General features: G+C 64.3%; 6 protein-coding genes. 1 reads left to right on the forward strand and 5 read right to left on the reverse strand.

The features are described from left to right. Positions 1 to 480: 480 nt before the first annotated feature. The 4 genes from MKL09_RS26400 to MKL09_RS26415 form a co-directional block, all read right to left on the reverse strand. Entirely contained in the window at positions 481 to 1,167 is a 687-nt protein-coding gene (locus tag MKL09_RS26400; RefSeq protein ID WP_244024980.1) for a collagen-like protein, read from the reverse strand. Between the two features lie 337 nt (positions 1,168 to 1,504). Beyond that, on the reverse strand, positions 1,505 to 1,711 hold the full coding sequence (locus MKL09_RS26405) for a hypothetical protein (protein WP_244024981.1): 207 nt from the start codon (positions 1,709 to 1,711) through the stop codon (positions 1,505 to 1,507). Positions 1,712 to 2,064: 353 nt separating this feature from the next. Next, positions 2,065 to 2,562 carry a MucR family transcriptional regulator gene (locus MKL09_RS26410; RefSeq protein ID WP_244024982.1) on the reverse strand — a complete coding sequence of 166 codons (498 nt, stop codon included), beginning with the start codon at positions 2,560 to 2,562 and terminating at the stop codon, positions 2,065 to 2,067. Positions 2,563 to 3,108: 546 nt separating this feature from the next. Then, positions 3,109 to 3,351 carry a hypothetical protein gene (locus tag MKL09_RS26415; RefSeq protein ID WP_244024983.1) on the reverse strand — a complete coding sequence of 81 codons (243 nt, stop codon included), beginning with the start codon at positions 3,349 to 3,351 and terminating at the stop codon, positions 3,109 to 3,111. A 532-nt stretch (positions 3,352 to 3,883) separates the two neighbouring features. Here MKL09_RS26415 and MKL09_RS26420 point away from each other — a divergent pair. After that, positions 3,884 to 4,852, forward strand: coding sequence for a metallophosphoesterase (locus tag MKL09_RS26420; RefSeq protein ID WP_244024984.1), 969 nt, complete (start codon positions 3,884 to 3,886; stop codon positions 4,850 to 4,852). 387 nt (positions 4,853 to 5,239) lie between these two features. Here the strand turns inward: MKL09_RS26420 and MKL09_RS26425 are convergent, their stop codons facing one another. Beyond that, positions 5,240 to 5,404 (reverse strand): hypothetical protein, encoded by a 165-nt coding sequence (locus tag MKL09_RS26425; RefSeq protein ID WP_244024985.1) that lies wholly within the window; start codon positions 5,402 to 5,404, stop codon positions 5,240 to 5,242. Positions 5,405 to 5,632 lie beyond the last annotated feature (228 nt).

Consider the following 5,632-nt stretch of genomic DNA (forward strand, 5'->3'; position numbering starts at 1 on the left):
TGGCGTATCTGGTCCTGCTGCTGCTGGCCGGGATGGCCTGCGGGCTGCGGCTGTACCGGCTCCCGGATCGGCTGTGGTGCCGCGCCGGGGCCTGGCTCTCCCGACACACCGCCAGACCGCGACGGTCCTGACACAAGGTGCCTAAAGCATCATCCCGAAAGACGGTGTCCAGCCTTCGGAAAAAGATGATGCAAAATCAAAGGTCTCGTCTGTCGTACGGGTTCCGATATACGGGACGATGCCCCGGGCGCCGCCTTCCATCGCCGACGTAGAGCGGCGACCAGGCGAACGGCCATCGACAACATCACTGTGGCCGAGCGGCTACCGCGGCCGTCCACCCACAGAGGGCCGGGATTTCGGCAGCCTGATCTCTCACGAGACCGTCGCTTAGGCGCAGAATCCTCCGCCTGCGATCCGGCAAGCCGGGCGCCGGAGAGGCTCGGTCAGCCGAACCGCCCCGCGGCCGTGCCATATCCTGCATCACCGCCTGGCGCAGATCGCCCGCGCCTTCATGGCGGTCGGGGAAGCCCCCAGAGCGAAGCAATAGATGCTGTTCTCGTCCATGGCGGGGCGCTCGCCGCCGCTGCAGGTGCCGTTCACGGCGAATTCCTCGGACGCGCAGGTTGCGACGCATCGTCCGCCCGCCGTGCATTCCTCGACTTGGACCCGCAGGGCGGCCGCCGCGACACCCGCTTTGCCCTCGGGACCGGCCGGGCCGCGTTCACCGCGTTCGCCCGCCGGGCCTTTCGCGCCGACCTGTCCGGCGGGTCCGGGCGGCCCGGCAGGACCGGCCGGGCCGGGATCGCCCTTTGCGCCCCGCTCGCCTTGGGGGCCTTCCGGACCTTGCTGACCGGCTGCCCCCTGCGGACCGCGCGGGCCGACTTCGCCCTTGGGCGTGTTCGCGGCCAGCATTACGGGGGCCGGGTGCGCTGCAGCCGCCTGCTTGCCGGCAACCGGCCGGGCGCAATAGCCGACGACGGCCTGCCGGCTGAGGGATTCGGATCTCAGCGTCACCACGCATGTTTCCGGGTGATAGGGGATCCGGAACGCGAAGCGCCCGTCCTGATCCGCTCGCGTGTCGAACTTGTCGTCCAGCACGACGCTGGCCGCGCGGGGCGGCGCCAAGGTACCGAAGACCCTGAGATCGCCGTTGGAGATCATCGCCATGTCAACGGCGATGTCGCCGGCGGCATGGGACGCCGACGACATCAGGCAGAACGCCACAATCAGAATCGATCGCCGAGCCATCCCGCAGACCCCAAAGTTCCCGGACAGGGTATGATCTCGTCCATAGCTCGGCTCTGACGGGACGCGACGTACGTATTTCGATGCAGCCACACCCTCGGCGGACCGGTGCTTAAGTCGAAGGATGCAGCATGTTGCGCACGACGACGTGGCACGAGCCGCGCCGATGCCCGCGTCATCGATCCGGCGGGCAGGCCTGCCAGACGTGCGGGCCGAACTGTCCTCGCTTACGTTGCGGCAGCGGCGGGCGCGCGTGGTGTCAGGCCAGGATATTGAGATATCGGGCCGCGACGTAGGCTGCCAGCATCACGATCACGAAACCCGCACCGCCGAAGAACAGACCGAGCCAGCGATCGAAGACGGCGGCATCGCTGTCGGCCTGGCGCGTGGCGCACGACACGCAATAGATCGTGCCCGCACGGATCGTCCGGCTGCAGGATCGACAGGTGGTCTTGGCCGACGGCATCAATCTCTCGTTCGACATCGAGCAGGTGAATAGCGTGTCCGATGTCGCAGTTTCAAATCACGAACGCCTCGCCTGTGAAATCGACGATTCGTTTACGCGCCGCGACGGCTCGACAGGAACATCGCGGGCCGGAGCGATGTCGAGACCGACGGTCACATCCCGCCCGGGACCGAGCTGGAGCACCCCGTTCTACCACCTCTTCGCCGCCCGGTGCGCAGGTGATCGCCTGGAGACCGTTTTCCCCCGCGCGCGAAACGATCCGATGGCGCGCCGCAGCGGCCGGTCTCGCGTCGCCCTCGAAGCCCCCCTTGCCGCGTTGGGACCGAGGCCGAAACCGTTAACCGGGACCGGTGTCAGGCCGATTTACTCCGACGGCGCCCCTTTGATTGCGCCGCGCTTTCACGATCGTTCGGCTCTCCGGCAGAGGCGGCAATCGTGCTCGCCCGTCCGAGTCCGATCGCTTTCGCCAGGGCGGATCGCCGTTCGGCATAATCCGGCGCGACCATCGGGTAATCCCGCGGCAGGCCCCACTTCTCCCGGTAGTGCTCCGGCGTCAGGCCGCGGCCGGTGAGATGCCGCTTCAAGGTCTTATAGTATTTTCCATCCTCGAAGCTGAGCAATGCGTCACGGCCGACCGATCGCCGGATCTCCGCGGCGGACGGCTTCTCGACCGGGACAGTCTCACGCTCGATCAAGTCGCCCTGTGCCGCGGTCCGCACGGCGGCATGGACACTTGCAAGCAGTTTTGGCAGTTCCGCGATTTGGACGTGGTTGTTCGAGACATAAGCGGCCACGATGTTCGCCGCCAAATTCCTAAAATCGGTGCGCCGCACTTCGAGATCGTCACTCATCACTGACTCCTGACGGCACAACCTTTGTCATACCTCAGCTGAATGACGAGGATCGCGATGATCCGTTCCGGTTCTTCGCCGCGGACTTCATTGAGCGTTAACGATACGTCTCCTCTGCGGCGATCCAAGAGAAAGATATTAAGCAGCCGCTTTCCATCGACAATTTTGCAATCTTAAATCACCTCAGAAAAGTATCGCCAGTAAGACCATGAATTATCTATAGTATTTACAAAATATATTTATACGAATAGCTATAAATATTTGTCCGGCATGGCACGAACGCCGGTGATGTTTTCTACGTCACTTCGGTCATATCTCAATCACGAATATATTCCGACGGCGCACAAGCAATAGCGAATGCGAAATATTGCCGATCATTCTGACTATCGCCGCGTCGAGCAATACGGTCCGGTGTTGACAGGTCCCGTGCGGGATACGGCTCGACCGCCGCCGGCCGCCCCCGAATCTTGCGGCGCAAAGTCAGCAGCTCTCGAATACGGCGCACCGAACGCGTGTCGAAAAGGCGGAGCCCATGCCGTGGTGCGCTCAGTCGTCGATCGCCAGGACGTCGGTCACCAGTCGGTTGACCAGGGCGTCGCGTCTGACTTGACGCAGGACGATGCGAGCAGCCGCGCGCGCATTGGCGGCACGCAATTCGGCCTTCGGCGCGCCGTCTCTCAGCGCGCGCCAAGCCATCGCGCGAAACCACCGGACATTCGCCAAGGCGATGGCGCGACGGTCAAGGGCCGACCCGCACGCGAGCGGCTCGGTGGACAATGCGGCGTGCATGAAATCAATCCTGGGCAGCAGCGATACGCCCGCCCGCGAACTGACAGCGTCATGACACGCCAACTTTCCCCGATCAATACTTATTTAGCGAGAAAATTCAGATTTTAAGATCCGATGCGTTCGGTGAATGCGTATTTTCCACCGGGCCAATGTCCTCTGCTGGTGATCGAAACACCACAGATCAGCGGTCAGGGCCGAACGAACCTAAATCCGATCATTTTTTATAGATATAATGATATACTCCGCATCTATCACGAAATGCAAATCAAGTACCACCAGTATCCAGATTGTATTTCATGTCTCCGATCGACGGTCTCTAGTGTCGTCGATCCAGCGCATGTTTCGGCGACAGCACAGGTCCGGCGCCGCCGAATGATACCCGATCCCACGGTTCTACGGACCACGAAAGCAAGACCTGCCCGTTCCGGGAAAAAGGCTCCGCACCGTCAGTTCCGATATCGCTCGGCGGTGATGCCGGACGGGCCGCCGTACCGTGATACGGATGCCCCGATCCAAGCCGAGCCGATCCTTGATGCTGACCCGCCGCACGCTCCTGTCCCGACCGACCCTGGCGGCGGCCTGCGCGGCGGCCGGAAGCCTCGCGGGCGCAGGCTACGCGACGGCCGTCGAGCCCCATCGGGTGCAGGTCACGCGTTACCGCCTGTGCCCACCCCGATGGCCGGCCGATCTGAGCATGCGGATTGCCGTCCTCACGGATTTCCATGCGCATCCGCGGTGCATGGGTGAGGGTGCGATCGCCGAGGTCGTGGCCCACACCAACGCCCTTGCGCCCGACCTCGCGGTACTTTTGGGCGATTACGGTTCCCAGAGTCCGGGCGCCGTCCCGTTCGAGACGGTGGCCGATCTCCTGCGCGGCCTGCGCGCCCCGAAAGGGGTATATGCCATCCAGGGCAATCATGATTGGGGTGATGACCGGGTCGCGCTCCGGCGCGGTCGCGGTCCAACGCGCGCCGAGTGTGCCCTGCGGGCGGCCGGCATCGCCTTCCTGGACAATACGGCCGTGAGTCTCGACGTGCCCGCTCCGCTCTGGCTGGTCGGCATCGAGAGCGAGGCGACGCCGGGCCGCGATCAGAGGCCGGACCGCCTCGACCGGCAGAGATCGGAGATCCTGGCACGCGCGCTCCGGGACGTGCCGGCGGATGGAGCCGCCATCCTGCTCGCGCATGAGCCGGATCTCTTCGCGACCGGCTTGGACCCGCGGATCGCGCTCACCCTGTCCGGCCATACGCATGGCGGCCAAGTCCGAATCCTCGGCTGGTCGCCATGGATCCCGTCGCGCTACCGCCTGCGATACGCCTACGGCCATATCATCGAGGCGGGGCGCGACCTCATCGTGTCGGCGGGGCTCGGCTCCCATTTCGTCGCCGGCCGACCGGTGCGGTTGGGCATGCCACCCGAGATCGTTGTGGTCGATCTCGGACCTTCGGACGGGGACGCGATCCGGGCGGCGGGTGTCCGCCGCGAGGGCTGTCGCACCTGACACCGCGCCGCGTCCGGAGACGAAGCTTGTCAGGCCGGGCGTGGCAGCGCAACCGACCGTCGAACGACGTGGAGCGGAGCCATCATTCCAAATCTAGATCGACGAATATCGCCGGATTGCGCAAAATAAGTGCATTTCGTCTACTGTAGTCAGCGTATTATGCTATTATAGTTCCAGATCGGGCTCACGCAATGAGTTCGGTGAGGAAACGTCAAGCTTTCGCGTGCACGAAGGTGCATCGATGGCGCTTGAGAGGACACGATCATGCACTGGGCTGCCGTGATCCTCGCCGCATATACCGCCGGTCTGGTCGAGTTCTGGCGGCTGTGCCGGGACGCTCCGATGATGCCCGACGACAGCGTGCGGCCGTATCGTCTCGATCTCGATTCAGCCGAACAGCCGCGTCATCGCCCAGCCTAGAATTCCGATCCAGCCGACCACCACGAGCAACACCACGATCAGGATCGCGGTCGAGCCGTAGCGCGCGAACAGGCGCTGGCCGAGGCTACGGCCCCGGTCGGGCGGCACGGTCTCGCTCGATGATATCTTCATCGGCCCAGCCTTCCCATTCGCATCGAGAAGCCCTGGCTTCCCGCACGGGTTCCGTGACGATCGTGGCGGCGAATTCCGCGTCGGCCAGCACCTTGTGTCAGGACCGTCGCGGTCTGGCGGTGTGTCGGGAGAGCCAGGCCCCGGCGCGGCACCACAGCCGATCCGGGAGCCGGTACAGCCGCAGCCCGCAGGCCATCCCGGCCAGCAGCAGCAGGACCAGATACGCCA

This window comes from Methylobacterium sp. J-048 (genome assembly GCF_022829515.1).
In the GTDB taxonomy this organism is placed as follows: Bacteria; Pseudomonadota; Alphaproteobacteria; order Rhizobiales; family Beijerinckiaceae; genus Methylobacterium.